The organism is Streptomyces sp. Act143 (genome assembly GCF_003143935.1).
Taxonomy (GTDB): Bacteria; Actinomycetota; Actinomycetes; order Streptomycetales; family Streptomycetaceae; genus Streptomyces.
On the sequence record NZ_QFRX01000001.1, the window covers coordinates 6645987 to 6670282 of the forward strand.

At 70.2% G+C, this 24296-nt stretch carries 25 protein-coding genes, 1 tRNA gene and 2 pseudogenes; 8 read left to right on the top strand and 20 right to left on the bottom strand.

Features of this window, described 5'->3' with window-relative positions:
• The first annotated feature begins 77 nt into the window (after nt 1-77).
• The 3 genes from DI272_RS30425 to DI272_RS30435 all read left to right on the top strand — a co-directional run bounded on the left by DI272_RS30425 (nt 78) and on the right by DI272_RS30435 (nt 1880).
• Complete coding sequence (locus DI272_RS30425) at nt 78-560, top strand: NUDIX domain-containing protein (protein ID WP_181387560.1); 483 nt, start codon at nt 78-80, stop codon at nt 558-560.
• Between the two features lie 126 nt (nt 561-686).
• The gene (locus tag DI272_RS30430; RefSeq protein WP_109498403.1) at nt 687-1409 is read left to right on the top strand and encodes a class I SAM-dependent methyltransferase; all 723 of its coding nucleotides are present in this window, start codon (nt 687-689) and stop codon (nt 1407-1409) included.
• A 120-nt stretch (nt 1410-1529) separates the two neighbouring features.
• Nucleotides 1530-1880: an STAS domain-containing protein gene (locus DI272_RS30435; RefSeq protein ID WP_181387362.1), complete on the top strand. Its 351-nt coding sequence runs from the start codon at nt 1530-1532 to the stop codon at nt 1878-1880.
• A 118-nt stretch (nt 1881-1998) separates the two neighbouring features.
• Here DI272_RS30435 and DI272_RS30440 read toward each other — a convergent pair whose 3' ends face one another.
• From DI272_RS30440 to DI272_RS30470, 6 genes and pseudogenes are all read right to left on the bottom strand, one after another.
• The gene (locus tag DI272_RS30440) at nt 1999-2604 is read right to left on the bottom strand and encodes a dihydrofolate reductase family protein (protein WP_109498405.1); all 606 of its coding nucleotides are present in this window, start codon (nt 2602-2604) and stop codon (nt 1999-2001) included.
• A gap of 120 nt (nt 2605-2724) precedes the next feature.
• A pseudogene (locus DI272_RS30445) lies at nt 2725-2925 on the bottom strand (zinc-binding dehydrogenase); the annotation flags it as partial.
• 325 nt (nt 2926-3250) lie between these two features.
• Nucleotides 3251-3823, bottom strand: a complete 573-nt coding sequence (locus DI272_RS30455; RefSeq protein ID WP_109501125.1) for a GNAT family N-acetyltransferase — start codon at nt 3821-3823, stop codon at nt 3251-3253.
• 105 nt (nt 3824-3928) lie between these two features.
• Nucleotides 3929-4318: a hypothetical protein gene (locus tag DI272_RS30460; RefSeq protein WP_109498406.1), complete on the bottom strand. Its 390-nt coding sequence runs from the start codon at nt 4316-4318 to the stop codon at nt 3929-3931.
• 134 nt (nt 4319-4452) lie between these two features.
• Nucleotides 4453-5097: a glyoxalase gene (locus DI272_RS30465; RefSeq protein ID WP_109501126.1), complete on the bottom strand. Its 645-nt coding sequence runs from the start codon at nt 5095-5097 to the stop codon at nt 4453-4455.
• Between the two features lie 200 nt (nt 5098-5297).
• A complete protein-coding gene (locus DI272_RS30470) occupies nt 5298-5702 on the bottom strand; it encodes a DUF302 domain-containing protein (protein ID WP_109498407.1) in 405 nt (134 codons plus the stop codon).
• Nucleotides 5703-5868: 166 nt separating this feature from the next.
• On the opposite strand from DI272_RS30470, the gene DI272_RS30475 reads away from it, so the two are divergent.
• The 3 genes from DI272_RS30475 to DI272_RS30485 all read left to right on the top strand — a co-directional run bounded on the left by DI272_RS30475 (nt 5869) and on the right by DI272_RS30485 (nt 8439).
• Nucleotides 5869-7233, top strand: a complete 1365-nt coding sequence (locus DI272_RS30475; RefSeq protein ID WP_109498408.1) for a rhodanese-like domain-containing protein — start codon at nt 5869-5871, stop codon at nt 7231-7233.
• Nucleotides 7234-7309: 76 nt separating this feature from the next.
• Complete coding sequence (locus DI272_RS30480; protein WP_109498409.1) at nt 7310-7696, top strand: rhodanese-like domain-containing protein; 387 nt, start codon at nt 7310-7312, stop codon at nt 7694-7696.
• Nucleotides 7693-8439, top strand: coding sequence for a sulfite exporter TauE/SafE family protein (locus DI272_RS30485; protein WP_109498410.1), 747 nt, complete (start codon nt 7693-7695; stop codon nt 8437-8439). The genes DI272_RS30480 and DI272_RS30485 overlap by 4 nt, the downstream gene beginning before the upstream one ends.
• Nucleotides 8440-8552: 113 nt before the next feature.
• On the opposite strand, the gene DI272_RS30490 is transcribed toward DI272_RS30485, so the two are convergent.
• The 13 genes and pseudogenes from DI272_RS30490 to DI272_RS30550 all read right to left on the bottom strand — a co-directional run bounded on the left by DI272_RS30490 (nt 8553) and on the right by DI272_RS30550 (nt 21253).
• Complete coding sequence (locus tag DI272_RS30490; protein WP_047017838.1) at nt 8553-8840, bottom strand: metal-sensitive transcriptional regulator; 288 nt, start codon at nt 8838-8840, stop codon at nt 8553-8555.
• Nucleotides 8841-8940: 100 nt separating this feature from the next.
• A complete protein-coding gene (locus DI272_RS30495) occupies nt 8941-9966 on the bottom strand; it encodes an MASE1 domain-containing protein (protein WP_181387363.1) in 1026 nt (341 codons plus the stop codon).
• Between the two features lie 50 nt (nt 9967-10016).
• The gene (locus tag DI272_RS30500) at nt 10017-10847 is read right to left on the bottom strand and encodes a PP2C family protein-serine/threonine phosphatase (protein ID WP_109498412.1); all 831 of its coding nucleotides are present in this window, start codon (nt 10845-10847) and stop codon (nt 10017-10019) included.
• 142 nt (nt 10848-10989) lie between these two features.
• Nucleotides 10990-11219, bottom strand: a pseudogene (locus DI272_RS45610) (GNAT family N-acetyltransferase); the annotation flags it as partial.
• A gap of 207 nt (nt 11220-11426) precedes the next feature.
• A tRNA-Gln gene (locus DI272_RS30510) sits at nt 11427-11499 on the bottom strand.
• A 78-nt stretch (nt 11500-11577) separates the two neighbouring features.
• A complete protein-coding gene (locus DI272_RS30515; protein ID WP_109498413.1) occupies nt 11578-12951 on the bottom strand; it encodes a hypothetical protein in 1374 nt (457 codons plus the stop codon).
• Between the two features lie 120 nt (nt 12952-13071).
• Nucleotides 13072-14403 (bottom strand): ThuA domain-containing protein, encoded by a 1332-nt coding sequence (locus DI272_RS30520; RefSeq protein WP_109498414.1) that lies wholly within the window; start codon nt 14401-14403, stop codon nt 13072-13074.
• Between the two features lie 24 nt (nt 14404-14427).
• Nucleotides 14428-15810 (bottom strand): chitinase, encoded by a 1383-nt coding sequence (locus DI272_RS30525; protein WP_109498415.1) that lies wholly within the window; start codon nt 15808-15810, stop codon nt 14428-14430.
• A gap of 414 nt (nt 15811-16224) precedes the next feature.
• Nucleotides 16225-16890 (bottom strand): hypothetical protein, encoded by a 666-nt coding sequence (locus DI272_RS30530; RefSeq protein WP_109498416.1) that lies wholly within the window; start codon nt 16888-16890, stop codon nt 16225-16227.
• An 85-nt stretch (nt 16891-16975) separates the two neighbouring features.
• Nucleotides 16976-18664 carry a carboxylesterase/lipase family protein gene (locus tag DI272_RS30535; RefSeq protein WP_375138123.1) on the bottom strand — a complete coding sequence of 563 codons (1689 nt, stop codon included), beginning with the start codon at nt 18662-18664 and terminating at the stop codon, nt 16976-16978.
• Between the two features lie 13 nt (nt 18665-18677).
• The gene (locus tag DI272_RS30540; protein WP_109498417.1) at nt 18678-19316 is read right to left on the bottom strand and encodes a GPP34 family phosphoprotein; all 639 of its coding nucleotides are present in this window, start codon (nt 19314-19316) and stop codon (nt 18678-18680) included.
• A 114-nt stretch (nt 19317-19430) separates the two neighbouring features.
• Entirely contained in the window at nt 19431-20090 is a 660-nt protein-coding gene (locus DI272_RS30545) for a response regulator transcription factor (RefSeq protein WP_109498418.1), read from the bottom strand.
• The gene (locus DI272_RS30550; protein WP_258314726.1) at nt 20087-21253 is read right to left on the bottom strand and encodes a sensor histidine kinase; all 1167 of its coding nucleotides are present in this window, start codon (nt 21251-21253) and stop codon (nt 20087-20089) included. The genes DI272_RS30545 and DI272_RS30550 overlap by 4 nt, the downstream gene beginning before the upstream one ends.
• Before the next feature lie 324 nt (nt 21254-21577).
• On the opposite strand from DI272_RS30550, the gene DI272_RS30555 reads away from it, so the two are divergent.
• Nucleotides 21578-22387 carry a hypothetical protein gene (locus DI272_RS30555; protein ID WP_109498419.1) on the top strand — a complete coding sequence of 270 codons (810 nt, stop codon included), beginning with the start codon at nt 21578-21580 and terminating at the stop codon, nt 22385-22387.
• Nucleotides 22388-22465: 78 nt separating this feature from the next.
• On the opposite strand, the gene DI272_RS30560 is transcribed toward DI272_RS30555, so the two are convergent.
• A complete protein-coding gene (locus DI272_RS30560; protein ID WP_109498420.1) occupies nt 22466-22789 on the bottom strand; it encodes a DUF6401 family natural product biosynthesis protein in 324 nt (107 codons plus the stop codon).
• Nucleotides 22790-23136: 347 nt separating this feature from the next.
• Here DI272_RS30560 and DI272_RS30570 point away from each other — a divergent pair, with 347 nt between their 5' ends.
• Nucleotides 23137-24204, top strand: coding sequence for a pentapeptide repeat-containing protein (locus DI272_RS30570; RefSeq protein WP_109501129.1), 1068 nt, complete (start codon nt 23137-23139; stop codon nt 24202-24204).
• Nucleotides 24205-24296 lie beyond the last annotated feature (92 nt).

Below are 24296 nucleotides of genomic sequence, written 5' to 3' on the forward strand. Positions count from 1 at the left end.
CCGGCGGTGGCCACTCGGGCCCCTGGCCGCGCTCGGTGTCAGTGCGTTCTGCGATCGTGTGCGCCGTGGATGAGCTCGTGGAACGTGTGGACGCTCAGGACCGTGTGCTGGGGGTGGTCGGTCGGGGGGAGGCCGTTCGGGAGGGCTGGCTGCACCGGATCGGAGTGGTGGTGTGCCGTGATGGGCAGGGCCGCTTTCTCGTCCATCGGCGTGCCGAGCAGTTGTCCCGTTTTCCGGGGCTCTACGAACTCGGGGTCGGGGGTGCTGCGGGAGTCGGCGAGTCCTATGAGCAGGCGGCGGCACGCGAGGTCCGTGAAGAGCTGGGGACAATGGTGGCCGTGTGTCTTCGGTTCACGTTCCTCAACCGGGCTGGGCTCAGCCCTCATTGGCTCGGAGTGTGCGATGCCGTGCTTCCGGAGATCGTCGCCCCCGATCCGGGTGAGGTGGCCTGGCACGGGTGGCTGACGGAGTCCGAGCTGCGGCGGAGTCTGCGGCACTGGACCTTCACTCCTGACAGCCAGGAGATCTTCGTCCGGTATCTCGCCCGCCCGTCGTGCTGAACCGCCGCCTTCGCGTCGCGCCCACCGTCCGTGCACACGCGACGGACAGTGGTCCGGCTCGCCGAGCACCCCGCCGCTCTGGCAGCATGACCTGCTTCAGCCAAGCGCCCTGGGGAGGCATCTGCCGTGTCCGACCTCGACGGTCAGGTTCCCTACTGGGATGCCGCCGCGGCCACCAAGACCTTCACCCACCCGCTCCATCTGCCCTGGCTCGACGGGGTCGGCAAGCAAGGCGGGATCCTCGATTACGGATGCGGCTATGGCCGGGTCATGAAGCAACTCGAAGAACACGGTTTCGGCGACCTCACGGGCGTGGACGCCTCACCGGCAATGATCAGTCGGGCCCGGCGCCTGCACCCCACCCTGCGCTTCGCCGCCCTGGACGCGCCGCCGACGTCGCCCTACCCGGACGCAGAGTTCGACGCCGTTCTGCTGTTCGCCGTACTGACCTGCATTCCCGGCGATGAAGCCCAGCACCGACTGCTCGCCGAGGTGAACCGTGTCCTCAAGCCCGGCGGAATCCTCTACATCAGCGATCTTCTGCTGCAGGACGACGAACGCAACCGCAGCCGTTACGGCCGCCACGCTGATCACTACGGCAGCTATGGCGTGTTCGAAACCGGCGACGGTGCGGTCTGCCGCCACCACACCCGCGAGTGGTTCTCCACCCTGCTCGCCGGGTTCCGGACCATCGACACCCGGACCGTCACGGTGCCCACCATGAACGGCCACGAGTCGACCGGGATCCAGATCCTCGCCCGGAGTGAGCAGATCGGACCAGATGGGACCAGAGCTCCATCGCACTGCCCGGGGCCCCAGCGGTCGAAGTCGTCATGGCCCGGTGTGTGACGGTGTCGTACCGCTCGGCGCTGGGGGATAGGGAGTGAGGCGGGCTCGGTCCGGTGTGCAAGGCGGCGGTGGGCGGGTGCTTATATGGGGCAGGCAGGCGCGGATGAGGAAGTTCGAGGGATGAGCACGTCACCTTTACCACCCTTGGTGATCGATGTCGTGGACGCACTGGGCACGGTCCTCATCACCGTGACCGGCGAGCTGGACCTTCAGACAGTGCCGCAGCTCGCCGCGGTCATGACGCCGTTACGGGCCCGTCAGTGCGAACTCGACCTCGTCCAGGTCCCGTTCGCGGACTCGGCCGCGCTCAACTTCCTCGTGCGGCACAGGCGGGACGCGCTTGCCGAGGCCGGCAGCCTACGAGTCGTCGCCGTCTCCTCCCAAGTCCGGCGGTTGCTGAAGGTGGCCGGTGTGGAAGGACTGCTGCTCGCAGACCCGGACGCCGGCCAGTCGGGCTCGACACCGTTTTGACGGTGTTGACGGCGCCGACGTATGTCGGTCACGGGGCCGTGGCCTCCGACAGGGCCACCACGATCAAGGCTGAGGCCCCCCGTCACCCTCGATGTGCGCAACGGCCCGGCGTCGGCTGCTAGTAGCTGCCGTAGCTGGGCTTGCCGCTGGGCCGGTAGATGCCGACGACGGTGCCGCTCTTCGTCGTGGAGACGTCGACCGGCTGAAGGGCGGTGGGGATCGCCCCGTCGGCGAACAGCCGCTTGCCGGTGCCGATGATGACCGGATGGATGGTCAGGCGGTATTCGTCGACGAGGTCGTGCCGCATGAGGGTCTGGGCGAGGTCGCCGCTGCCGACGACATTGATGTTGCCTCCGTCGGACGCTTTGAGCTCGCGTACGGCATCGGCAACGTCGCCTTCCAGCAGCGTTGAGTTCTGCCACTTCAGGGACGTCAGTGTGCGGGAGGCCACGTACTTGCGCATGGCGTTCATCCGGTGGGTGAACGGGTTTGCGGGGTCCGCGTTCGGCCAGTACGACGCGAAGATGTCGTACGTCTTGCGGCCGAGCAGCATGGCGTCGGCGGGGTCGTACCAGTTGGAGACGGCCATGCCGACCTCGTCGTCGGTCACCGGCTTCTGCCAGCCGCCGTGCTCGAAGCCGCTGGCAGCGTCCTCGTCCGGACCGCCCGGTGCCTGCATGACGCCGTCCAGCGTCAGGAAGGTGCAAATGATGATCTTGCGCATGGTGCGCTCCCTTCGTCGACGGGTAGACGGCACGACCGCCGGAAACTCATCGGTGGGACGTGTGCACCGGCAGGGCGCAGGAGTGTGTCGATGGGGAGCGGGGGTGCAGGCAAGCGTCTGTCATTCGGCTCGTCTCTGTACGACGGTGAGCACGATCTTGCCCCGGATGTGCCCTCGGGCGGCGCGTTCGTGTGCCGTTCGGGCATCCGCGAGTGGGAAGGTGCTGTCGATCGCGACGCGGACCGTGCCCGCGTCGAGCAGGCGTCCCAGTTCGGCGAGCTGTGCGCCGTTCGAGCGGATCTGGGTGCCCGAGACGGTGATCGTGCCGATCCCCGGAGCCCGCCCGGCTGGGCGCCGGCGATCGACGTGCTCTGGGAGGCGGCGACAGCCGTGCCCTGCCCGGAACGCCGCACCAGTGCAGATCAATGGACACCTCACCCTGTCCCACCCCGCGTCAAGCTGGTGGAACCTTGGCGAGGGGATCCGCTCGGCATCAGAATTCCGGGCCGATGGCCAATGGGAGTCCCGCATCACTGGGCCCGCCACCGACCAGGGAACTGCGGTCTTCCTTGCCTCGTCGGTCCACGGGTTCTCCAACGGCGTGGTGGTACAAGGATCAGATCAGCCCAGCCCACGAGACAACGCCTTAGCGGTCCGGGACGGATGCGGTCGACGGCCGCCACTCCCGCCTGAGCAAGCCGAACACCCAGGAGTCGGAGACCTCGCCGTTCACGACGCAGTCCTCCCGCAGCGTGCCTTCACGCAGGAATCCGACCTTCTCCAGCACCCGGGCGGATGCCGCGTTGCGCGTATCGGTCTCGGCCTGGACCCGATTCAGGTCGAGTGTGTCGAAGGCCCACTGCAGTACGGCCTGTGCGGCCTCCGTCGCGTAACCCTGGCCCCACACGGCATCGTCGAGGACGTAGCCCAAGGTCGCGCTGCGATAGTCCGGGTTCCATCCGGTCAGCCCGATCCAGCCGACGAACGCTCCGTCAGAAGCGCGATCGATGGCCATCCGAGCCCCGGAACCCTCGTCGGCCATCTTCTGGCACACAGCGATGAAGCGCTCGGCACGCGACCGTTCGGTCCATGGCGGGGAGTCCCAGTAGCGCAGCACGTAGACGCTGCTGTGGAGCGCGAAGAGGGGGTCCGTATCGGCGCCGGTGAAGGGCCGCAGTCGTAGGCGGGCGGTGTGCAGTACGGGGGTGGCCAGCGTCATGCGCACCATCCTTCATCCTTCGGCGAAGTGGATCGTGGGGGCCGGGCGAGGACAGAGGCTCTCGCCCAAGGCGTCTGTCTCGTGCTGACAGCCGCGCCCGCAGCGTCACCGTTCGCGGTCGAACCAGGCCGTCGATTCCGGCAGGAACAACAGCACGATCACGGGCACTCCGATCAGAATCCGCACCGCCGCGTCCAGGAACATGCCGAACGACTCCGCCTCGCCCAGGTGTGTGACGGTCGGCAGCACCATGAGCGTCATCAGCACGACGGTCGTCAGCCGCACACCGCCGCGCGCGCTCTTGTCGTACGTCAGGCAAAGCGCCGCACTGACCCAGACGAACAGCCAGGGCGCCATCATCTCGCCCTGCCCGTAGGCGGTGAGGCCTTCGGAGAGCGCGAGCATCGAGATGATGCCGGCGAGGGTGAGCGTCAGCAGTGAGATCTGGGCAGCTCGCAATGATGCGGGCATCACGTGTTCACGCACGTCGGACATCGAGACCATCCCCCCTGTGTGGAGATCGCATCGTAGCCACCCGAACATCAATACGGTGCACCGATCGCCCGGAAGCCGTCCTGCGCGCCGTTCCCCGAGCCGGGTGGGGTGCGGGGCGGGGCGGGCAGGGCGAGCTACGCGGCGGCCTCCCAGGTGAAGCCGTCCGGGTCGGTGAAGGTGTCGGCGGTGCTGCCGAGGACGATGTGGTGTGAGCCGCTTCCGTCGGCGGGGACGCCGAGATCCTTGGCCAGGGAGCGGCGCTTGTACAGCGCCAGCTTGATGGGGCTGGACGCACCGGGGGCGAACTCGGCGTACTTGCCGCCGAAGCTCTTGGCCACGGTGAGGCCCCGGCCCACGTAGAACTGCCGGGTGGCCTTGACGTCCTCGACGCCGAGCAGGAGCACGACCTCGTCGATCTCGCGGGTGGCGGGGCCGGTGTCCTTCTTGGCCGAGGTCGCGATCTTCCAGATCGTTCCGTCCGGGGCCTGGACGACGCCGCCGTAGCCCCACAGCGACTTCGCGGCGGGCTTCAGCACGGTGGCGCCGGCGTTCACGGCGTCGGCGACGAAGCCGTCGGCGGTGGCCGGTCCGGACACCGTCAGCGCCAGCGTGAAGCCACGGAATCCGGTGGCGTGGGTCTGGGACGCCCGGAGGCGGATGTAGCTGTCCACGCCGAAGGCGGTGTAGAAGAGGCGGGCAGCCTCGGGGTCGGCCACCTCAAGGGTGACGGACGCGAGGGACGTGTGGGGCGCGGTGGAAGCGGTGGTTGCCATGACCATCACGCTAGAGGCCGCACGGCGGCTGAGGCTTCTCCGATCCTGACCGGTTGGCCACTTGCTTCGCCATGCACGTCGGGATTCCCCCGCACCGTGTGTGCCGGCCCGTGCCACGGGCCGGGTAGGTGTGTCTCCCGTCCGCACGGCGTTCTCGACGAAGGCGGCGGTCGCTGATACACCGGTCGGGCGAGCGGATCGTCTCTTCAGCTCTCCTTCTCGTCCGCGACGAGAGAGGCGAGGGCGGCCTCGAGGCGTCGGGTGGCCTCCTCGGCGACCGGGCGCAGGGCTTCGATCTCGGTGAGGGCGACCATCGTGCCGGGGTCGAGGGCCTGTACGGCGGTGCGGTCGCCGTCGCGGCGGACGACCACGTTGCAGGGCAGCAGCAGTCCGATGGAACGGTCGGTCTCCAGAGCACGGTGGGCCAGCGGTGGGTTGCAGGCGCCGAGGATGACGTAGTCCTCCATGTCGTGGTCGAGCTTGGCCTTGAGGGTGGCGGTGACGTCGATCTCGGTGAGGATGCCGAATCCCTGCGCGGCGAGGGCGTTACGGGTGCGGTCGACGGCGGTGGCGAAGTCGCTGTCGAGGCGAACGGTGCGGTCGTAGCGCATGAGCCTGGTCCTTCTCGGTGGCGGTGGCGGTAAGTGGGCGGATATTCGGGGTACTCGGGGGAGTCGTCCTGGGATATCCCTACGTATGGAAATACCCCCGGGGGTAATTGTGTTACCTTCGCAAGCATACCCCCCGGGGTAATTTTTCACTGGAAGGGAGCACGGCGTGTTCTTCGTCGACACGATCGAGGTGCCGGGTCTCGGCAACCGCAGCTATCTCGCGGGCGGTGAGCGAACGGCGGTGGCGGTGGATCCGCCCCGGGACATCGATCGGGTGATCGCGGCGGCCGTCCGGCGCGGGGTGCGGATCTCGCACGTCGTCGAGACGCATGTGCACAACGACTACGTCACCGGCGGTCTGGAGCTGGCCCGGGTCACGGGTGCGGCCTACCTCGTGCCCGCCGGAGCGCGGGTCTCCTTCGCGCGGGTGCCGGTGCGCGACGGCGACCGTACGGAGATCGACCCCGAGGCGGGCCTGACTCTGCGCGCGCTGGCCACGCCCGGCCACACCCCGCACCACACCTCCTATGTGCTGGAGGAGAGCGGCGCGGCGATCGCGGTGTTCACCGGCGGCTCGCTGCTGATCGGCACCGTCGGCCGCCCCGACCTGGTCGAACCCCGGTTGACCGCGAACCTGGCGCGCGCCCAGCACGCATCCGCCCACCGCCTGGCCGCCGAGCTGCCCGACGACACCGCCGTACTCCCCACCCACGGGTTCGGAAGCTTCTGCTCCTCCTCCCAGGCCGCGGGCGACGACTCCACGATCGGCAATGAGAAGGTGTCCAACGAGGCCCTCACGCGGGACGTGGACACCTTCGTCGCCGACCTGCTGAGCGGTCTGGACGACATTCCCGCCTACTACACCCACATGGGGCCCGCCAACGCCGCCGGACCCGTGCCTGTCGATCTCACTCCTCCGCAGGTCGCGGACGCCGACGAGATCGCCGCGCGGCTGGCGGCGGGGGAGTGGGTGGTGGACCTGCGCCACCGGGTCGCCTTCGCCGAAGGGCATGTCGCGGGCTCGTTCAACTTCGAGGCGGAGGGACAGCTCGCCACGTACCTGGCGTGGCTGATCCCGTGGGGCAAGCCGGTCACGCTGCTGGCCGAGACTGCCGAGCAGGTCGCCGCCGCCCAGCGCGAGCTGGTGCGGGTGGGCATCGACCGGCCGGCCGCCGCGGCCACGGGCGGTCCGGCCGACTGGGTGCGCGAGGGCGAGGCGCCGGCCTCCTTCGCGCGGGGCACCTTCGCCGACCTTGCCGGGCGGTCCCGGGACGACGTCGTCGTCCTGGACGTGCGCCGGGCGTCGGAGCGGGACAGCGGGTACGTCGAGGGCTCGGTGCACATCCCGGTCCACACCCTGCACCGCCGTCTCGACGAGGTTCCCGACGGCGAGGTGTGGGTGCACTGCGCGGGTGGCATGCGCGCCGCGATCGCCGCATCCCTGCTGGACGCCGCCGGCCGCCATGTCGTCGCCGTCGACGATTCCTTCGACGCCGCGGAGAAGGCGGGACTCGCCCTTCGGACCCCCTGACGACACCGGAGGCCGCAGAGGCCCGCCGCTCTTCCCTCTTCCCTGACGACGTGACGACAAGGAGCCGACAACCGAGATGAGCACTTTCCGAGGAGACCGGGGCCGCCCGGGCCGGGTGAGCGTCCAGGAGGCAGCCGTCCGCACCGGGCACGGCAGTGCCGACGGCGACGACGGCGCCGTACTGCTGGACGTGCGCGAACCTTACGAGTGGCAGGCGGGTCATGCCCCGCGAGCCGTGCACCTGTCCCTGTCCGCGCTGGCTGCCGGGGTGGGGCTGCCCGCGCAGGCGCAGGCGCGGCCCTTGGTGGTGATCTGCCGTTCGGGAAACCGGTCCCGGCAGGCCGCCGAACTGCTTGTCGCGCGCGGTTCGGACGCCGTGGACGTCATCGGCGGTATGCGGGACTGGGCCGAGGCGGGGCTGCCGGTCGTCGACTCGCGTGGGCAGAACGGCACGGTCGCGTGAGCGCTCTCGTCCTGGCCCTGGCCGCCGGAGCGGTCATAGGCCTGGCGCTGGGCGCGCTCGGGGGCGGCGGGAGTGTCCTGGCCGTCCCCGCACTGATCTATCTGCTCGGCTTCAGCCCGGTCGGCGCGACGACCGCGAGTCTGGTCATCGTCACCACCACCTCCGCCACGGCACTCGTCGCGCACGCTCGCGACGGCAACGTGCGGTGGCGCACGGGGCTGCTGTTCGCAGCGGCCGGGATCGGTCCGGCGATGCTGGGCAGCGCGCTCGCCGCCCGCATCCCGGCGGCAGTGCTGACGGCGGCCTTCGCCGTGGTCGCGGGGCTGGCCGCGCTGCGCATGCTCCGGGCCCGGCCGGCCGCGGAGGGCCCGGTGACGGTGCGGCCTGGACGGGCCGCGGCGGTAGGTGCCGGGCTGGGCGCGGTCACCGGTGTTCTCGGCGTCGGCGGCGGCTTCCTCGCCGTACCTGCGCTGGTCGGGGTGCTCGGCCTGCAAATGCGCAACGCCGTGGGCACCAGTCTGCTGGTGATCACCGTCAACTCGCTGGCCGCGCTGGCGACCCGGGCGGGCACGGTCGAGGGCCTGGACTGGGCGGTCGTCGGGCCGTTCATCGGCGCTGCGATCCTCGGTGCCTGGGACGGGAAACGCCTGTCCGTGAAGGTCTCCGGGCACACGCTCCAGCGGATCTTCGCGCTGGTGCTGCTGGCCGTGGCGGCGTTCATGCTGCTCGACGCAGTGCTGTGAGGCCCGTTGCGGCGAGCGTTCTCAGGCCATCGCTGCGAGCCTGCTGAGGCCGGAGAGCAGAGTGTCCTGAGGCCGGCGAGGCGATCGACCTCAGGCCCACGAGGCGAGTGGCCTCAGGCCAGCGACAGGAAGAGCTTCTCCAAGCGGGCGCGCATCGCCTCCGGGTCCTCGCCGTTCTTGCGCCCGGACTCCATGTCGGTCACACACTGCTGCAGTCCCGTCGCGATGATCGCGAAACCGGCGCGGTCCAGCGCGCGTGAGGCGGCGGCGAGCTGCGTGACGACGTCCTCGCAGTCGCGTCCCTCCTCGATCATCCGGATCACGCCGGAGATCTGCCCCTGCGCCCGGCGCAAGCGGTTCAGCACGGCCTTCAGGTCCGCGCCCTCGAGCTCCAGTTCCACGATCACTCCTCGAAAAATACCCCTAGGGGTACTGTACGTCCCCGGCCCGGACGGCGTCGACCCTGCCGAAGACGAGGTCCGGTCGGCGCCGAGGTGCTGATCAACGCCCTGCCTCCTGCTGCCAGGGCTCGTCCTCCGCCTCCGGCCTCGGTCGTGGCGACCCGCCGCGTGGCGCGTTCCCCGCGGTGAGGTGTTCGAGCACCTCGACCAGCTCCTGGCAGGCCAGCTCCACCGAGCGCCGGGTGTTGCGCTGCTCGGTGATCACGGCGGAGAGCAGCAGGGCCGTCAGGGCCATGGTGCCGTTGAACGCCTGCAGTTTGATCATCACTTCGATCCGGTCCAGGCTCGCGAAGGGGCCGACCCGGTCGGTGGCGGCGACGGTGGCCACGACGGAGGCGAAGAGCGCGCAGAGCATGCTGCCGACCAGTTGGAAGCGCAGGGCCGTCCAGATCAGCAAGGGGTAGATGAGGAACAGCACGCTGAGGCCGCTGTGCGTGACCAGGAGCACGGCGCCGCAGGTGACAAGGGCGAGTGCGGTGGCCTCCTGCCAACGGGACAGGCGTGGGGGCCAGCGGGCCGCGTGGAGCGACAGCAGAAGCGGCGTGACGATCAAGACCCCCATGGCGTCGCCCACCCACCAAGCCAGCCACACCGCCCAGAAGCCGTGTCCGTGGAGCCGGTCCGTGATCACGAGCATGCCGACGCCCACTGTGGCGCTGATGAGCATGCCGCCCAGGGCCCCGAGGAACACCAGCGCCAGGCCGTCCCGCAAGCGGCTGAGGCTGGTACGGAAGCCGACCGCACGCAGCATGAGGTACGCGCAGACGGGCGCGACCGTGTTGCCCACCAGATTGCCGAGCACGTCGGGCCGCAGCGAGGTGAGGTGCATGATGACCAGCAAGGAACCGAGCGCGATACCCGGCCACACGCGCAGCCCGAGGATCAGCAGAGCGGCCACCGCGATGCCGGTCGGCGGCCAGATGGGGGTGAACACCGCCCCCTCGACGGTCAGGTTCCGCAGGAGTCCGAGCCGTCCCGCGACGTAGTAGCAGCCGGCGACGGCCAGCACCTGGAGGGCGAAGACGCCGGTCCGGCGCAGATTGTCGGTACCCACCACACAAGCCATCAGACACCGAGGGAGCCGTTCCGGCGAGGCGGGAGGGCCGGTGTGCCGCCCTACAGCTGAGGATCGGCGCCTTCGTGGCCGACGACCAGTACGGCGGCGTCGTCCTCGTGTCCCACCTGGTCCGCGCCCCGGATCACGGCGGTGGCGAGCGAGCCCGCGTCCATGCCCGCCACGGCGGCGATGCCGGCGAGTCGTACGACCTGATCCAGGCCCTGGTCCATCTCCATGGACGGCCCCTCGACTACGCCATCCGTGAGCAGAACGAACACACCGCCCATGGTGAGCCGGTAACGGGTCACCGGATAAGTCGCCCCGGCCTGGATGCCCAGTGGCGGGCCGCCCTCGTCGCTGCCGACGCCGGACTTTCCGTCCGCCGTCGCCCAGACGCAGGGGATGTGCCCGGCCCGGGCGCTCTCCAGCACGCCGGTGGACGGGTCGAGGCGTACGAAGGTGCAGGTGGCGAACAGGTCGGCGCCCAGGGACAGGAGGAGGTCGTTCGTCTGTGCGAGGAGTTCACCGGGATCGCTCGTCACGGAGGCCAGGGCGCGCAGGCCGACGCGTACCTGCCCCATGAAGGCGGCGGCCTCGATGTTGTGGCCCTGCACGTCTCCGATGGACAGCCCGATCCGGCCGTCCGGCAGGTAAAACGCGTCGTACCAGTCTCCGCCCACGTTGAGGCCGTGGTGCGCCGGTACGTAGCGCACGGCCAGGTGGTAGCGGGGCGCCGTGGGCATCTCCGCGGGCAGCATGCCGCGCTGCAGGGCGATGGCCAGCTCGACCTGGGAACGCTGCAGCTCCGCTTGCTCACGCGCCCGGGACGTCAACGAGCTCAGTCTGGCCAGCAGCTCGTCGCCGTCGTACGCGGGGCCCTTGCGGGACATGGGCCACTCCGAAGGATCTTCATCCTTTTCAGGTCATCAGCACCAAATGATTCATATTGGATGATAGCGGCCCTGGCTGTCGGGTCCGGAGAGCGACCGTGCCTGCGCCGGGGTGGAGCCGCCCAGAACTGGTCGTCGTGCGTGTCGGCGCGTTCCAGGGACGCACCGTCGACCGGAGCCGCTTCCGCCCGGTCGCGATCGCAGCGTCGAGCACCGCGGACGCCGCCTCCGTGGCATAGCCCTGCCCGTGCACACGCTGGAACAGCTCGTAGGCGATCTCCGGCTCATCGAAGCCGGCCGCCCGAGAGCGAGCCCGCAATACCCGATGAAGTCACCCCTGTCACGGCGGATGACGGGCAGCAGAGCAATCCCTGCACGCGCCCACACAGAGCGCGAGCGCCCGCCGCTTCCGCAGGAGTCACGCCGCCTTGCTGCCTCTGTGCTGGGACCGCAGATCACGCGCATCCTCGAACTGACAACCCACGACGCCGCTGTGCGGGCCGTAATGCCGCCCGCCTCACGCTGGCCGCTGACATTCCTGCCGCGATCCCCGCCGCTCTCACCGGGTACGTGAAGAGGCGACGAGGGCAGGATTCGAACCTGCGTCCACCCGGGATCAGAGCCGGGCGCTCCTCCGCAGAGCTTCCTCGTCGCCGCCGTGATCATCGCCCGGGCCGCGGCGGGGAGCAACCGATTTACGGGCCCGGTTCGCCGCAGTCCTTGTCATCGGTCACAACCACTCCTGCGCAGCGGCACGCTTGTCCTTGCCGGAAAAGACTCCTGCCGACCGAAGCGCGCCGGCCATGAGCGGGTCTGCCACGGCAACTCCGTGAACCAGCTCGGGAGTACGCCGGAAAGAGACGGCCTCAGCTGTCGGCCTGGGGGCGGTCCAGGCTCCGGCTACCGGGTCCACCCGATGCCGGGCGCAGGCTGCTTCGACGAGTGAGCGCGGACATTCCTTCTCACCCCGGAGGACCTCCCAGGGCAGCGGGAGATCCGCCCACACATAGGTGTCGGGATGCAGTCCGCCACCGCTCATGCGGTGCCAGTACGCGACGTCGGCAGCCATGAGACGGGGTACCTTGCCAGGGCAGAAGTGATCCAGAATCTCGTACTGACCGAGCTCCTCCAGCAGCGCGAACCAATGTGCCCGGGCTGTGTTCCATGCTTGCGCGGCCTGGTTCCAGGTCGACGAGTCGTCGCCGCGGCGCACGATCATCGTGTCGCGTTCCAACGGGTGCCGGTTCCAGGCGTCTTCCAGCAGGTCGGCGACCTGGCGCAGGACCAGGTTCCACCGCACCAGCAGCTGTGAGAGGTCCTGGTCAGACACATGGGCCAGTACTTCGGCGGTCGGGTACACATGCGCGACCGCGTGCCAGCAGGTCCGCTCGGGAGCGGCCCGCAGACGCTCGAACAGTGCCTTTGCGACCTCGTCGTAGACCTGACGCTGCCGGCCGTTGGTGAAGACGCTGCGCATGTAGCCGCGTGCCGTGATGTATGCGATGAAGGCCGCCGAGTCCGTATCGGCGGCGAACAGCTCGTACGGCAGGGCGTGAGCGAGGGCGCCTTTGCCGGTCATCGTCATTTCGCGGCGGTGCTGCTCGTGGATGAGTCGGGCCAGCTTGGCTTCCATCCTGCGGAGCAGCCGGAAGCGCTTGTTGTACTGACGCTTCGAGATCTCGCTGAGACCCGCCGCCGTGCGCTCGGCCCGGTTCAGGCGGTCCATGCCGAAGTCGTTCTGCCCGTACGACCGGCCGATCTCCTCGCCGGCACGCCGGATCACCGCCTCTATCTGGGCGGGATCGTCGCCGGCGCCGCCGGGAAGTTCCGGCAGGCTCGTGAACAGGCTCGTCGCTCGGGCGAGCTGGCGTTGCGCGCCGACGGGACGCGCGAACTCTTCCAGCATGGAGGTGTAGCCGTGCCAGAGGTTGCGCAGCGAGTGCTCGGCGGCCTTGGCGAGGGCCGCCTCGGTCGCTGCGTCGAGGTCGGTGCTCTGTGCGGCGTGAAGCTCCTGGACGAGTCGGGCCACGTCCTCAGGACGCTTGCGCAGTGTGAGTGATGCGTGCAGTTCACGGAGCAGGTGTTCGACCACAGGCGACGGCATGAGCGTCACCTTGTCATCAGCCTGACCAGTGCTCCACTGGTTATCGGTCTGCTGTAGGCGCGCATTGGCGGCGGGTGCCGGGAACGGCGAGCCGAGCGGTCCGGTCGGGGTGACGCGGCGTCAGGGCTGGGCGGTCAGGCGGAAGCTCTGCGCGGCCGAGTTGTCGCAGGTGCGCTGGACGAGTTGCACGCTGTTGGTGGCGGTGCCGTTCGTGCTCAGGCACTTGCCGCTGTGCCGGGCGACGAAGCGGTAGCAGCCGTCGGTCTGCCGCACCGGCAGCCACTGCTGGTTGCTGCCCCCGCCGTACGCCCACAATTGCAGGGGCGCGTTGTCCGCGGTGGACACGTCGGTGACGTCGATGACCTGCTGGGGATTGCCGCGGTTCGCGATCCGCGTGTAACCGCTGTCGGTGGAGCGGAACTGGAACTGCTGGGCGAGGGTTCTGTTGCAGGTGTACTGCTGGATCGCCGTGCCGTTGGCCGTGGCCGCGCCGCGTGCGTCGACGCAGACCCCGGCCGCGTTGCCCGTCAGCGAGTACCACGTGGTCTCGGAGATCGGATCGCTGGGCGTGGGGCCGCCGCCCGCGCCGCCGAGCCACTTGAGCCCGTCGAGGAGGAAGCGGTTCTGGCTGGGGCTGGCGAACGTGGACGACAACCGGGTGTTGGTGTCGTAGTTCATGGCGTTGTGCCCGAAGTTCGCGTAGAGCATCTTGTACTTCGTGTTGGTCCACAGGATCGGGTAATAGCCGCTGTACCAGGACTGGTTGGGGTCGGTGCCGACCGGGAAACTGCTCGGGTCGATCGATGCCAGGATCTTGATGTCCGGGTTCTGCCGCAGGTCCCGGGACCAGCTGTACCACTCGCTGACCGACGAGGTGAACGTGGCCGGCAGGTTCACGGTGGCCGGGCTCGTGCGGTCCTCCACCTTCAGGGTCACCGCGGTTGGGCCCCAGGTGTTGGACACGAAGTTGCCCGAGCCGAGGAACGTGTTGTGGTACCAGGACCAGCTTGCCGCGTCGGTCGTGAACGCCGAGACGTGGAAACCGATGAAACCGCCGCCACCCCTCATGTATGCCTCGAAGCCGGAGCGTTGGGCGGATGTCTGCGGCAGATCGTCCAGGAACAGGACGACCTGGTAGGCGTTGACGCCGCCGTTGGCGAGCAGATCCCAGTCGGTGCTGGCCGTGTAGGTGAAGCCGTTGGCGGCGGCCTGCTGGGGGAACCAGGCGTTGGCTTCCTTGTCGAAGTCGATGTGCGCTGCGTCGTAGGTGCCGCTGTAGAGGGCGAGGACCTTGAACGGGTCGGCCTGGGGCGCGGCGGAGACCTGCGGGGCCGGAGCGGTGAGCGCCAGAGCGAGCGCCAGCAGGATCAGTAGCCGCGCTGCGAGTCGTCTGACGGGTGCCGTATCGGGGTGGACGTGCCGAAGGGGCCGGGGGCGAGCGGATCGGGGCATGACTGCTTCTCCTGAGGGTGGGGGTCAGCCGCCGTACTGCGCGAAGACACGTGTGAAGTCCCAGGGCTGCTGGGATACGCCCGAGCAGGTGTCGGCTCCGCCGCCGGTGCAGGGGCGGTCGCGATTCACGGACCAGAAGGTCAGCCGTGCCAGGTGGCGCTGCTGGGCGTAGGCGAGGATGGTGCGGAAGTCGGCCACGGTGACCGTCTCGTTGTTGTCGGTGATGCCGTTCATGGAGGAGATGCCGGTGTGCCGGTAGGCCTGGTCGTCGGTGTAGCCGTACGCGTTCTTCACCGCGGTCTTGAGGCCCTGGGCCGCCTGGACGCTGAGCTGTCCCATGTTCAGGCCTGCGCCGCCGAAGTTGAACGGCATGATCGTCCAGCTGTCGACGGTGAGTCCGGACGCGGCGGCCTTGCCGATCAGGCTGCTGTCCGGACCGTTCTGACCGGTGCCGAAGGTGACGTAGACCTTGATGCCGGGGTTGTCGGCCTTGACGGTCTTGAGGGCGTCGACCGTGCGCTGCTGCACGGTCGGGCTGTCGTAGGCCGCCGCCTCGATGTCGATGTCGATCGCCTTCAGCCCGTAGGCGTTGATGACCTTTTGGTAGGCGGCAGCCAGTTCGCCGGCGCTGCCGCAGGAGCTCTCCAGCTTGTTGCCGCTCCAGCCGCCGAAGGACGGGATGACGTCGCCACCGGCGCCGCGCACGGTGTTGATCGTCTGCTGGTCGACGCCACCGGTCAGCGGACGGCTGCCGTCCCACTGGGGGTTGCAGTAACCGTTGCTGAGCACGAAGGCGAGCGTGAACCACTTGACGCCGGTCGCGTTCATCACGGTCGTGGGGTTCGGCGGGCTGCCCCAGCCGTTGTAGAGGTACGGTGCGACCGCCATCGTGCCCGGACCCGGTGCGGGGGTGTCGTCGCCGGGAGCCGTCCACTTCTGGTTGGCGGCGCCGGTGCAGGTCCAGATCTGCAACGGCGTTCCGTTCGCCGAGCTGTTGCCGGTCGCGTCGAGGCATTTGTCGGCCAGGGGGTTGACGATGTCGCCGGCCGAGGTGACGGTCCACTGCTGGGCTGCGGTGCCGTTGCAGTCCCACAGCTGGACACGGGTGCCGTCCGCGGTGCCGGCGGAAGTGACGTCCAGGCATTTGCCGAGCGCGCGGATCGTGCCGTCGGAGCCGACGTCCCACTGCTGGGCGGCGGTGCCGTTGCAGTCGTAGAGCTGTACGGCGGTGCCGTTGGCCGTGGCCGCGCCCGCCACGTCCACGCACTTGCCGCCGAGTCCGGTGATTCGGCCGACGGCTGCTGCCGCGGCGCTCGCCGGGGCGGTGTTCGTCGCGGCGAGGAGGGCGGCGGCAACGGCCGCGCCGAGTGCGCCGCGTATCGGGGTTCTGGGGAGAAACGTGGTCATGGCCGACGTCCTGTTCTGTCGTCAGCAACCGGCGCGTGTTTCGCGGCTCGTCGGGCCCGGAACCATGTGTGGCATGCGCATGACAGGGCTGGGGAGGGAGCTGCGAAGGGGCGCGGCTGTGCGGCGGTGGGGGAAACAGGGGGTGCGCGTGGTGCGTGAGGTGCACGGAACGTGGTGAATGCAGGGGTTACTTCACACCATGATTTAAGGGCCGCTGCAAAACTCCTGTCAATGGCCTGGTCCAGTCCAATTCACACTTCACACTTCGCGGCTCGCGGCTCGCGGCTCGCGGCTCGCGGCGGCGGGCGCCGGGCGTCACACCTGGTCGCCCACCGCGCGGCCCGCTGGGGCCGGAACCGGCACCGCGCATGGTCGCCCTCGCTCTGGGGTCCTGCCCTCGGCAGGGGAGTGCTGTCAGTGCTGCAGGACCGGTGAGTCGGTGGACGCGGGGCGTGTGACGCTCCGGTAGGCGGAGATGCCCAGGGCGAGAAGCCAGTAGCTGAAGATCGCGCCCATCAGGGCGGTGGTGCCCCAGCCGTTCGCCGCGTAGAAGTGTGCGGGGGTGTTGCCGAAGAACAGCGACGGCACGAAGGCCAGGTTGATTCCTGCCAGGACGAACGCGGAGCGGGCGGTCCAGCGCGGCAGCAGGCGCGTACGGGAGATCCCGTAGCCCACGGTCGTCAGGAACAGCGCGAGCAGGAGACGGCTGATCGACCCGTAGAGGATGTAGGTGCCGCTGACCGTGATGGTCGGGTCGATCGGGTGGTCGGCGGCGATGACCGCTCCGGCTTCCAGCCCGTTGGAGACGAGGATGATCGTCGAGTAGACCAGTCCGGTGGCGAAGGCGATCGTGCCGACCCATTCGTAGGCGGGGTTCACCGCTTTGACCAGTTCGCGGAAGGCCGTCACGAAGACGATCTGGAATGCCAGCGCGGTGATGCCGATCAGCAGCCTGGCGAGGACGTTGGAGTCCGGTGGCGGACCGGAGTAGAGGAAGTACAGGGGTACTTCGACGATGAAGGCGGCCGCAGCGGCGATGCCGGACAGGCCCGTCAGGCGCCTGGCGAGGGTTTCGTTCATGGCTGTCCCCCTGGGGTTGGACGGTCGGGTTCCTCGTGGGGTCGGGTGATGTGAATACCGCGGCTGTGCGCGGCCGTTCCCCTGGTCACCCGAGACCGTCCCAGAACGCGCAGTGGTGGCGGAGCCACGGCCCGCCCGCGGGGACGATGTGGTCCGGTGCCAGGGACAGCACCCGGTGCCGGGGCCAGTGCGGCGACGACGGGCCGTTCGGGTCGCCGGTGCGGGCGAACCGGGTCCAGTAGTCGATCATGGTGTCGGCCAGTCGGCGCTGGGCCGCGGTCAGGTCGCGGGGGCGGCCGCCCAGGTCGAACAGGTAGGGCAGTTCGCTCGCGTGCGGCGCTCCCAGCGGGAACGGCGGTGTGCCCGACGCGGGCTGTGGAGCGTTCTCGTCGGCGAACTCATAGCGCCAGACGGGTACTTGGGCGCCGAGCAGAGTGCCGGTGTGTGCCGTCGGGCAGGCGAAGTTCGCGTCGCCGATGACCGCGCCGAAGACCGGGCCGCCATCGGTGCGGTGCACCCGGTACTCGCGGACGATCGCGTCGGCCTGACCCGGGTCGGGGAAGAAGGCGGCCACGACGTCGGGCCAGGTGTCGGACGTGACCGGGTGGCCGGCCTGGATGATGCCGGCGGCCCAGCCGTTGCCCTCGTCGTGGTTGCTGCCGATGAGCACGGGAACGCGGTGGAAACGGCCGGCGGCGATCGCCGCCGCGGGGTCGCTGGGCAGCAACGGAGTGGTGTGGGCGGGCTGTTGATCGGTGGCCTGGGCCGCGAGCAGCCGGGAGACGTGGACGCGGCGCAGGCAGGCCGGCACGTCGTGGGCGGCGCCGCAGCCGACCTTCGCCGCCAGGTCCGCACCCGCGGCGCGCGCCGTGGGCAGAGCGACGGAGGACGGGGCGAAGGGCCGCTCGGGGCGGCCGGTGCACGGGCCGCTCTGGATGATCGCCCGGTCGAAGAGCCCGGTGGCGGCGGGGGAGGTGAGCTGGGCGCAGACGCTGTAGCCACCCGCCGACTCGCCGGCCAGCGTCACGTCGTGCGGGTCGCCGCCGAAGGCGCCGATCTCGGCGCGGACCCAGCGCAGCGCCGCCTGCTGGTCGGCCAGGCCGAAGGTGCCGGAGCCGGGCAGCCCGCTGTGCGCGAGGAATCCGAGGGCCCCGAGACGGTAGTCGACGGTGACGACCACGACGTCGCCGCGGGTGGCCATGCGACGTGCGTCGTACGACCCGCCCGCTCCGGTGGTGAAGCCGCCACCGTGCAGCCACACGATCACCGGCCGGGGATGCGCGGGCTGCGCGCCGTCGGGTGTCGTGACGTTCAGGTGAAGACAGTCCTCGTCGGTGCCGCCGCCGGGCACCTCACCACCCGGCTGCGGGCAGGGGCTCGCGGGCCGGATCGCATCGCGTACGCCTTGCCAGGGGACCGGCGGGACGGGCGGCGCCCACCGCAGCCTGCCGACCGGGGGCGCCGCATAGGGAATGCCCGCAAACGTGCGGTAGCCGTCGTGGACGGCGCCCCGCACCAGGCCGTCGTGGGTACGTACCGTCGTGGCAGCGCCCTGTACCAGGCCGTCGTGGGTACGTGCCGTCGTGGCAGCGCCCTGTACCAGGCCGTCGTGGGTGCGTACCGTCGTGGCGTCGTGCCGCACCGGGCCGTCGTGGGTGCGTACCGTCGCGACGGCGGGCCGGGCGGGTTCCGTCGGTGGTGGAGCGGACCATGCCGTCGCGAGCGCGGCGGTCAGGGCGCAGCCCAGCGCGGTCAAGGTGCGGTGCATGCTCATCATCCCCATCCGGTCAGCTGCCGCCCATGCCGCCCTGTGCGGCGATCATGGTCGTCGGCAGGGCGCGTACGGCCTTTTCCAGACCGGGTGCGAGCGCGCCGAGGCATGCCGTGCAGGCGTCGATACGCGCCCGGAAGGTCTTCTGGTCCCGCCGCGTGACGACCGTGCGGATGCGCCCCGCAGCGGCCAGCGCCAGTAGTGCGGAGTCGGCGGCGGGGAGGGCGTGCACGGGACCGTCCCCGTGCAGCGCCGCGGACACGCGGGCGCGAAGCGCGGCAGGTACGGCACGGTCCGTCACGGTGACCCGCCGGCTGCCGAAGCGCGTGCGTGGCGCCTTCACGGTGAGGCACCCGGCCGCGGCGAGCCGGTCCTCCACCTCCGCCAGGGTCCGCCTGCGGTGCCGGCGCACGAGGTGCTTCCAGCCGTGCCCGGCGGCGGCATCACGCAGAACGCCGTCCAGCACGGGGGCGCCGGTCGGTGCCGTATCGCACACGGTGACCATGCCGCCGTCCTCCCGCAGCCGGCCGCGCGACGCGAGGTCGACCAGGGCGGCGGCACGGACCAGCAGCTCCGTCCGGGAACGGTCGTACGGGGCTTCGGCGGCTTCGTCGTAGGCGAGCAGGTACACGAGGCAGGGCAGGTCGTCGATCACCCCTCGACGCTACGGCCGCGTACTCCGGTCGCGGATCGGCCGCGGGAACGGACCGGCACTGGGAACGCAGGAGGATCGCGGCTCGGCCTCCTCCTTGAGGAGGAGGCGTCACCGTCACGGGCGGCGCGGTCGCACGAGGCCGTGGTCGTAGGCGGCGACGACGGCCTGGACGCGGTCGCGCAGGCCCAGTTTGCGCAGCACCGCGGTGACGTGGTTCTTGACGGTGGCCTCCGACAGGCGCAGCCGCTCGGCGATCTCCGCGTTCGACAGCGCCTGCCCGATCAGGGTGAGCACCTCCCGCTCGCGTCCGGAGAGATCCTGCAGGGAAGGCGGCGGCGCCGGGTCCGGTGTGGTGCGCAGGAACCGGTCGAGGACGCGGCTGAGCACGGCCGGTGCCAGCAGCGCGTCGCCGCGGGCGGTGAGGCGGATCGCCTCCACGAGTTCACCGGGGCGGATGTCCTTCAGCAGGAAGCCGCTCGCCCCGGCCCGCAGCGCGGCGACCACGTGCGCGTCCACATCCCAGGTGGTCAGCACCAGAACCCGGGCACGACTGCCGGACAGCACGATCCGCCGGGTCGCCTCGATGCCGTCCACGACGGGCATCCGTACGTCCATCAGCACCACGTCGGGCGCCAGTTCCCGCGTCAGCCGCAGTGCCTCCTGGCCGTCGGAGGCCTCCCCGACCACCTCGAGGTCGTCCCGGGCGTCGATGATCATGCGGAAACCGGTACGGACCAGAGCCTGGTCGTCGGCGACCACCACGCGCAGCGTCACGACACACGCTCCACCGGCAGCCGCGCCACCACCTCGAACCCGCCTCCGGGCAGCGCACCGGCGTGCAGGCTGCCGCCCACGAGCCGTACGCGCTCCTTCATCCCCACCAGACCGCGCCCCGCCCCCACACTCGAACCGCCGCGCGACGCAGACCCGTTGTCGACCACTCTGACCTGCACACAGTCACCTCGGGCCGTCACGCGCACGCTCACCTCGTCGGCGCCGGCCGCGTGGCGCAGCGTGTTGGTCAGGGCTTCCTGGACGATCCGGTACGCCGCCAGGTCCACCGCGGCCGGCAGCCCGTCGGTCGTGCCCTCGCGGTGCAGGTTGACCGTGATCCCGGTCGCGCGCACGCTGTCGGCCAGTTCGTCCAAGCGGGCGAGCGAGGGCTCAGGCTCCCGCTGCTGCCCGCCAACCGCGTCATCGTCCTCTTCCCACCGGAAAGCTCGCAGCAACAGGCGCAGTTCGCCCAGCGCCGAGCGGGCGCCCGTTTCAATGGCGCGCAGCGCCTGGCGGGCCTGCTCGGGCCGCTGGGTGAACACGTCGTCTGCGGCGCCCGCCTGAATGACCATCACTGACAACGTGTGCGCCACGACGTCATGCACCTCCCGCGCGATCCGCGCACGCTCCTCCACCACGGCCCGGCGCAGTTCCGCCCTGTTCCGTGCGCGTTGCGCCCTGCGCCACTGCCCGGCGGTCCACGCCAGGACCACCGCCAGCACATAGACCGTCAGCCCCGGGCCGCCGCCCGCCCCGAACGCCAGCGGTGCCGGCAGGCACATCGCCGCGAGCGCCCACGCCGAGTCCCGCCGCGGTCTGGTGGCCGACACGGCACACAACCCGATCTGCGCCGCGAGCAGCGCCCCGGTCAGACTCACCGCGGGCAGCAGCGCCCACACCGCGAGCCCCGTCGCCGCGTTCACGGCCAGTACGGCGACCGGCGCGCGGGCCTGCCATCTCAGGGCGCAGGTCTGCGTGACGACCAGGACGACGGCCAGGGGCAGCCGTCGGAGATGTTCCGCACCGGCGACGAGCACCGAGGTACCGAGGACGGCGAGCACCACACCGCCCGACCCCCACCACAGCGCCCGGGCCGCCCGGGGCGACGCCACGTCCCACCCGTCCCCGCCGAACGCGTCGTCCAGCTGCCTGCTGCGGTCCACGCCCACGACCCTATCGGCACGGGCTCCGCCCCTCACGGAGCCTGCGTTCGTGATCTGCGCGAAGTCAGCAGGACACCGCATCGCTGGCTCGCGACAGTCCGGTTACCGGCCCGGGGGAGCGGTGGACACCGCTGACTCATCGGACGGGGTGGACGGTCAGGCGTGGCACCCGACGCCCCACGCCCCGACGCCCCGACGCCCCGACGAGAAGCATTCGCTGAGGCGGTTCATCCATATGGCACAGCAGATCGGAGTGCTGGGCATTCAGCGGGTGTCCACTTGGCAGGGAGACCGCCCCTTACCGATCGGAAGGAAGGGCCACACATGGCCGCCAACCTTGCCATCGACTTCACCCAGGGCCTCAATGACGCCTGGTCGAAGATTGCCACGTTCGTACCGAAGCTGGTCGGATTCCTGGTCGTCCTGGCCATCGGCTGGTTCATCTCGAAGATGATCACCAAGGTCCTGGATCGAGTGCTGCGCAAGGTCGGATCCGAGCGTCTTTCCGAGCGGGCAGGAACCGCGCGGATGCTCCAGAACTCGGCCTTCGATCTGACGGGCATCCTCTGCAAGATCGTGTACTACACGCTGATGCTGATCACCCTGCAGCTGGCCCTGGGCGTGTTCGGTCCGAACCCCGTCAGCGCGACGATCAACGGCATTGTCGCGTGGCTGCCGCGCGGCATCGTCGCCGTCGTCCTGGTCGTGGTCGCGATGGCCATCGCCAACGCGGTACGCAAGATCGTCCAGGGTGCCCTGTCGTCGGCGTCCTACGGCAACACGGTCGCGACGATCCTGTGGGGCGCCATCGTCGCCCTCGGCGTGATCGCCGCGCTCGACCAGGCCGGCATCGCCGAGAACGTCGTGCAGTCCCTGCTCATCGCCGCGCTCGCCACCCTCGCGGGCATCCTGATCGTCGGTGTCGGCGGCGGCATGATCACGCCGATGCGGCAGCGTATGGAGCGCATGCTCACCGCGGCCGAGGCGGAGACCACGCGCCGTCGGGCCGGCGCGAGCGCCTACCAGGCGGGCCGGGAGGACGCGATGCGCCACCAGACCTCGGGCGAGCGCACTCAGATGGGGTACGGCAGCACCGAGATGCGTGGCGGCACGGACGGGCCCGCGGACCTCTGAGGTGTGACGGACGACGACGGCCGGCCGGTGCCGCGGGAGCGGCCGGCCGGCAGCCGCCGTCTCTCCCGCGGGTACGGGTCAGGCCACGCCGTCGGGGTCGGGCTCGGCTTCCAGGAAGTACTGGCGGGCAAGCCAGCTGATCGCGGTGAGGCGACAGACGGCGTAGTCGTGGCCTACAGGCTCCCGCCAGTCCATCTCGTCGAGCGCATCGAGGAAGCCGAGGGCGTAGTCGGTGAGGTCTTCACGACGCGGTGGGGAGGGAACGAGGCCGGAGGGCATCGCCGACAGACGATCTCGTATCTCGGCGACATGCTGGTCCACGGCGGCCGTGAAGGCAGGCTCGAACGCGAACTCCGCGAAGCGGGGTTCGAACGCGCTGCTTATCCGGGCCAGAGGGGACATGCGTCCACCGTAAGTGCGCCCGTGAGGACGTTGACGTCGAATTCACCATGATTTGCGTCACCGCCTGACCGGACGGCGGCACGAGGGGCTCGCCGGAGACGAACGCCTTGCGGGGGCAGGGCGGGAGCGGGCCAGGGCACACGGGCCCAGGTAGGCCTCACAACTGACCTGACTGGTACGGCCGTTCTCATGGCGCGGGCCAGTGGCACAGCACTCTTGATCGTCTTCTGGGCGGCGCCCAGGCTCCCATGGCCATGGGGAGGGGGGAGCCAGACCACGGGCGACGGGCATGGCCCGAGGGGCGGGTCAGGCGTCGCGTAGCCGCAGGTCTGCTGGCTGGGGCGGGGCTGGTCATTCTGGGCGCGGTGTTCGTCGTACTGCCGGGGGTGGTGGTCGACCACGATCTCGCCGGGGCGAGCGTCGCAGCGCAGGACCGGCTGAAGGCGGTGAACGATGTCCGAACGACGCTTCTCCAGGTGGTCGGCGGCCTGGTCGTGCTCTTCGGCGCGTATGCCACCTGGCGGCAACTGCGGGTGAGCCAGGACGGTTTGCGTGCCACCCAGGAGGGCTACGTCACCGACCGATTCAGCCGGGCCGTCGACCAGCTCGGCAGCGACAAGCTGGATGTGCGCATCGGCGGGTTGCACGCGCTGTGGCGGATCGCGGAGCAGTCCGCCCGCGACCGGGAGGCCATCATCTCCATCCAGGCCGCGTATCTGCGTACACACCTGCCCTGGCCACCCGCCGGACCGGAAACACCGGCGGCAGACGTGCCCATCAACGACATCGCCCCCCTGGAGACCCGCGCCGCCGACGCGCAGGTGGCGCTGACCGCGCTCGGCGTGCTGTGCCGGCACAGGGAGCAGTCCTGGGTCAATCTCAGCGTCACCGACCTGCGCCGGGCCGACTGCGACGGACTGTGGTTCCCCGAGGTCAATCTCGACCGCGCCTGTATGGAGGCGGCGGGCCTGTACCACGCCAATCTGACCCAGGCGTCCCTGGTCTCCGTCAACCTGCGGCACGCCGACCTCACGACTGCGATTCTCCGCCGGGCTCGCTGCGTTCTGAGCGACCTACGGGCCGCGAAGCTGGTCGCAGCCGACTTGCGTGACGCCGACTTCACCGAGACCGACCTGCGCGAGGCGAACCTGCGCAAGGCCGACGCCCACGGTGCCGTCTTCCGTCGCGCCGACCTCCGCATGGCCGACCTGCGCGGCACGGACTTGAGCACCGCCGACCTTCTCGGAGCCCGCCTGACCGGCGCCCTGGCGAGTGAGCGGACCCGCTGGCCCGCCGACTTCGACCGCACGGCCGCCGGGGTCGTCGACGCCGACGACCCCGGCTCCGAGCCCTCGCCCATACTCCAGCCGCCCGGGATGACATGGCAGGCACCGCCGCTGAGGTCCACTCCTTGACCAAGACGCGCAGGTCAGGACTGCTGCGACCACGATCCGCCAGACCGGCGTCACCCTTCCTCGGTGGCGTCCTGAGCGCGCCGAGTCCCAGG

Bases quoted from the DNA above. Each gene is read 5' to 3' on its own strand.
- DI272_RS30435 (WP_181387362.1), top strand. From the start codon at position 1,530: ATGAGCACGTCACCTTTACCACCCTTGGTGATCGATGTCGTGGACGCA.
- DI272_RS30440 (WP_109498405.1), bottom strand. From the start codon at position 2,604: ATGCGCAAGATCATCATTTGCACCTTCCTGACGCTGGACGGCGTCATG.
- DI272_RS30455 (WP_109501125.1), bottom strand. From the start codon at position 3,823: ATGACGCTGGCCACCCCCGTACTGCACACCGCCCGCCTACGACTGCGG.
- DI272_RS30460 (WP_109498406.1), bottom strand. From the start codon at position 4,318: ATGTCCGACGTGCGTGAACACGTGATGCCCGCATCATTGCGAGCTGCC.
- DI272_RS30465 (WP_109501126.1), bottom strand. From the start codon at position 5,097: ATGGTCATGGCAACCACCGCTTCCACCGCGCCCCACACGTCCCTCGCG.
- DI272_RS30470 (WP_109498407.1), bottom strand. From the start codon at position 5,702: ATGCGCTACGACCGCACCGTTCGCCTCGACAGCGACTTCGCCACCGCC.
- DI272_RS30480 (WP_109498409.1), top strand. From the start codon at position 7,310: ATGAGCACTTTCCGAGGAGACCGGGGCCGCCCGGGCCGGGTGAGCGTC.
- DI272_RS30495 (WP_181387363.1), bottom strand. From the start codon at position 9,966: ATGGCTTGTGTGGTGGGTACCGACAATCTGCGCCGGACCGGCGTCTTC.
- DI272_RS30500 (WP_109498412.1), bottom strand. From the start codon at position 10,847: ATGTCCCGCAAGGGCCCCGCGTACGACGGCGACGAGCTGCTGGCCAGA.
- DI272_RS30515 (WP_109498413.1), bottom strand. From the start codon at position 12,951: ATGCCGTCGCCTGTGGTCGAACACCTGCTCCGTGAACTGCACGCATCA.
- DI272_RS30520 (WP_109498414.1), bottom strand. From the start codon at position 14,403: ATGCCCCGATCCGCTCGCCCCCGGCCCCTTCGGCACGTCCACCCCGAT.
- DI272_RS30525 (WP_109498415.1), bottom strand. From the start codon at position 15,810: ATGACCACGTTTCTCCCCAGAACCCCGATACGCGGCGCACTCGGCGCG.
- DI272_RS30530 (WP_109498416.1), bottom strand. From the start codon at position 16,890: ATGAACGAAACCCTCGCCAGGCGCCTGACGGGCCTGTCCGGCATCGCC.
- DI272_RS30535 (WP_375138123.1), bottom strand. From the start codon at position 18,664: ATGAGCATGCACCGCACCTTGACCGCGCTGGGCTGCGCCCTGACCGCC.
- DI272_RS30555 (WP_109498419.1), top strand. From the start codon at position 21,578: ATGGCCGCCAACCTTGCCATCGACTTCACCCAGGGCCTCAATGACGCC.
- DI272_RS30560 (WP_109498420.1), bottom strand. From the start codon at position 22,789: ATGTCCCCTCTGGCCCGGATAAGCAGCGCGTTCGAACCCCGCTTCGCG.